General features: G+C 26.1%; 6 protein-coding genes and 1 pseudogene. All 7 read right to left on the bottom strand.

The features are described 5' to 3' along the window. Positions 1 to 495: 495 nt before the first annotated feature. Positions 496 to 648: a hypothetical protein gene (locus CAMP5053_RS07945; RefSeq protein ID WP_337217610.1), complete on the bottom strand. Its 153-nt coding sequence runs from the start codon at positions 646 to 648 to the stop codon at positions 496 to 498. A 14-nt stretch (positions 649 to 662) separates the two neighbouring features. Further along, positions 663 to 1,130, bottom strand: a complete 468-nt coding sequence (locus CAMP5053_RS07940; protein WP_261545411.1) for a hypothetical protein — start codon at positions 1,128 to 1,130, stop codon at positions 663 to 665. Positions 1,131 to 1,171: 41 nt separating this feature from the next. Beyond that, positions 1,172 to 1,342 carry a hypothetical protein gene (locus CAMP5053_RS07935; protein WP_261545410.1) on the bottom strand — a complete coding sequence of 57 codons (171 nt, stop codon included), beginning with the start codon at positions 1,340 to 1,342 and terminating at the stop codon, positions 1,172 to 1,174. Further along, positions 1,339 to 1,545 carry a hypothetical protein gene (locus CAMP5053_RS07930; RefSeq protein WP_261545409.1) on the bottom strand — a complete coding sequence of 69 codons (207 nt, stop codon included), beginning with the start codon at positions 1,543 to 1,545 and terminating at the stop codon, positions 1,339 to 1,341. The genes CAMP5053_RS07935 and CAMP5053_RS07930 overlap by 4 nt, the downstream gene beginning before the upstream one ends. A 314-nt stretch (positions 1,546 to 1,859) precedes the next feature. Continuing rightward, positions 1,860 to 2,015 carry a hypothetical protein gene (locus CAMP5053_RS07925; RefSeq protein ID WP_337217609.1) on the bottom strand — a complete coding sequence of 52 codons (156 nt, stop codon included), beginning with the start codon at positions 2,013 to 2,015 and terminating at the stop codon, positions 1,860 to 1,862. Positions 2,016 to 2,478: 463 nt separating this feature from the next. Beyond that, the gene (locus CAMP5053_RS07920) at positions 2,479 to 2,757 is read right to left on the bottom strand and encodes a hypothetical protein (protein ID WP_337217608.1); all 279 of its coding nucleotides are present in this window, start codon (positions 2,755 to 2,757) and stop codon (positions 2,479 to 2,481) included. Between the two features lie 63 nt (positions 2,758 to 2,820). Continuing rightward, positions 2,821 to 2,993 (bottom strand): annotated as a pseudogene (locus CAMP5053_RS07915) (tRNA 2-selenouridine synthase); the annotation flags it as partial.

Genomic DNA, 2,993 nt, shown 5'->3' with positions numbered 1-2,993 from the left:
CAAACCAAAGATATCTATCAAATTTCCAGGCACTTTATATTCATCATCAATAAGCTCTATTCCTATATCAGAAAGTTTTCGAATAACCCAAGTAACGCAATTATTTTCAAGAAGTTTATAGGTAAATTCTTCATTGATTGGCTTTTCGCTATTAGGTGTGATTTCTTTTGTGGCTTCAAAATCAGCTTTAATATTTACAAGTAAGCTTTCATATTGTTCTTTAGAAAGTTCTAAAGTACAGCGATTAGAAGGTTTGAAAGTTTGAGGGCTTCTTAGTTTTTTAATAATATAACAATTTTTATCAATATTGCTATCTAATACATATTGGTTATTGTTAAATACTTTGCCAGGAGATCCTATAAGAGATTCTGCAACATTAGTAATTCCAGTTCCAAAACCCCAAAAACCATCATTGAATTCATTAGGTTCTTTAGCCTCATACCATTTCTGATCTATCTTATTCCATTCTTTATTTTTAAGACATTCTTGTCTTAATTATTCATCTATCTTATCAAGTTCATCAGGACTTTTATCTTTGGTAAGTCCTAAGAAAGCGTGAGTGAAGTCTAAGCCGTTTCCATTATAAAGATTAACTAATATTTCATATTCTAAAAATTCATCAATATAAATCGTTGCATAATATTTCATTTATAAAATCCTTTCTAATATGTTGCCAGTCCATAAAAAAAGAACAATGTGCAAGCATAACCCAAGGCAAATAATAAAACGCTAAACATAAACTTTCTTTTAAAAATGGATATTAAGAAAAATACTCCTATACCACAACAACCAATAATAAACAAGCTTAAACTAGAAAAATAAAATGCTAAAAATATAAATACCGCAGATAAAACCAAAGGAATGGCATTATAAGTATATAATAAATTAAACATTATGCAAGAATATATAACAATAAATAACTCTATTGCATTTCTATCAAATATTAATAAAAATAAATTCTTATCATATTTACCATAACTAATATAAATGTAGTGAAAAGTTAGAATAATATAAGCCACCAAAGCAAGAATCAAGCTACACACAAACCAAGCAATTTGCCCACTTGATATACTATCTATTCCTTTACTTTCTAGCTTTGTTTTTAATTTAGAATAAATAGGAATTTGCAAATTTACTCCTAATATAGATAAATTGTTTTATTATAACCAATCTACTTAATACTTTTAATTAATTTAAATTCTTTGTTTTTAAGATATTCTTGTCTTAATGTTTCATCTATCTTATCAAGCTCATCAGGACTTTTGTCTTTAGTAAGTCCTAAAAAGACATGAGGAATGTTCCAATCCATAGGGTGGATATAAATTGTTGCGTAATATTTCATTTATAAAATCCTCTATTTGCTAACCAATAAGCTAAATACCACCAAAAACTATTTGCAAATGCAAATACTATCCAAAAACTTAATTTATGAATTTTATATTTTATAATGTTTCTCCTTTCTAATAAAAACCAAATAGTAAAAAATGCAATATGACACAATGTAAAATGTAAGGCATAGTTACCAAATCCATTTAAAATATCCATATTTATTCCTATGAAATAAATAAATCTGATAAGATAAATAATAGGTAAAAAAAATATGAAATAAGATATTATAGTCAATCCACAACAAGCGAAACAATCTAATACAAATTTAGCAAAATTAAATTTGTTATTCATAGATATTCCCTTATTATATATTGATTATTTTTTAACATCTTATTGCTTGTAACATTAACAGAATTCAGTTTAATTCCAAAACCCCAAAAATCATCATTGAATCCATTAGCTTCTTTGGCTTCATACCGTTTTTGATCTATCTTGTCTCATTCTTTGTTTTTAAGACATTCTTGTCTTAATTATTCATCTACTTTATCAAGTTCATCAGGACTTTTATCTTTGGTAAGTCCTAAGAAAGCGTGGGTAAAACCTTCCACATTAATAAAATTTTTATTTTCGCAATCCAAAAAACATTTTACCAATGGATCAATATAAATCGTAACATAATATTTCATTTATAAAATCCTCCTAATAACTCAAATATATATACCATAGCCACTAAAAAAATATATCCACATAAAAAAGTTACTAAAATTCTCCAAGCTCTTAAAAAGATAAAAATTATAGGTGCAAAAATAAAAAATAAAATTTTAAAATTATAGATAAACTCATGATATTTCGTATATATAAATATTAATATCACAAGCAACAATAATGCAAAAAAATTATTAATATAAAGCATATTCAATATAAAAATAAATAACATAATAAATAAAATAGTGAATTGATCATAATTGTTACTGATATAAAAATATACCATAGGAATGATAAAAATCCCTACACTACATACAAACCAAGCAATTTGTCCGCTTGATATATTGTCTATTCCTTTACTTTCTAGCTTTGTTTTTAATTTAGAATAAATAGGAATTTGCAAATTTACTCCTAATTTAGATAAATTGTTTTATTATAACCAATCTACTTAATACTTTTAATTAATTTAAATTCTTTGTTTTTAAGATATTCTTGTCTTAATTGTTCATCTACTTTATCAAGATCAGCAGAAAATCTAGCTTCTATAATGGTAGCATAAGCTGTAGGATCTCCTATTTTCTTATTACCTCTAGACAGCTTTGTTTCATTCTCTTTGCTTATCTCATACCCTAACTTTATCCCATCTGCATAAAGCCACAAAGGAGGAGTAAAAGCACTATCAAAAAAACCTTTTTCATCATTCTCATCGATTAAATCAAGCATTGCATAGCTAGCATCTTATATTAGCATAGTCTTTGATTTGAGAGATAAGTTCTTTAGGGTTCATCAGTAACTTTGTCCTGTATATTTTTCATCACTTTTTACAAATTTACCATTAATAAAATAATGAAAAGATCCACCACCTGCGCTTTTACGACTAATGCTAGAAAAGCTAAATCCTCTTCCTTCATCTCCAAATAATCCATAGCTTTTTACTTTATAATCTATCATAGTAGCAA

The organism is Campylobacter sp. S4:11, from assembly GCF_024723695.1.
Taxonomy (GTDB): domain Bacteria; phylum Campylobacterota; class Campylobacteria; order Campylobacterales; family Campylobacteraceae; genus Campylobacter_D; species Campylobacter_D jejuni_C.
The sequence above is the reverse complement of the archived record's forward strand: the minus strand, read 5'-3'. Positions and strand labels throughout refer to the sequence as shown.

Excerpts from the sequence above, each read along its gene's own strand:
- CAMP5053_RS07945 (WP_337217610.1), bottom strand. The coding sequence starts at position 648 with ATGAAATATTATGCAACGATTTATATTGATGAATTTTTAGAATATGAA.
- CAMP5053_RS07930 (WP_261545409.1), bottom strand. The coding sequence starts at position 1,545 with ATGGATATTTTAAATGGATTTGGTAACTATGCCTTACATTTTACATTG.
- CAMP5053_RS07935 (WP_261545410.1), bottom strand. The coding sequence starts at position 1,342 with ATGAAATATTACGCAACAATTTATATCCACCCTATGGATTGGAACATT.
- CAMP5053_RS07925 (WP_337217609.1), bottom strand. The coding sequence starts at position 2,015 with ATGAAATATTATGTTACGATTTATATTGATCCATTGGTAAAATGTTTT.
- CAMP5053_RS07920 (WP_337217608.1), bottom strand. The coding sequence starts at position 2,757 with ATGCTTGATTTAATCGATGAGAATGATGAAAAAGGTTTTTTTGATAGT.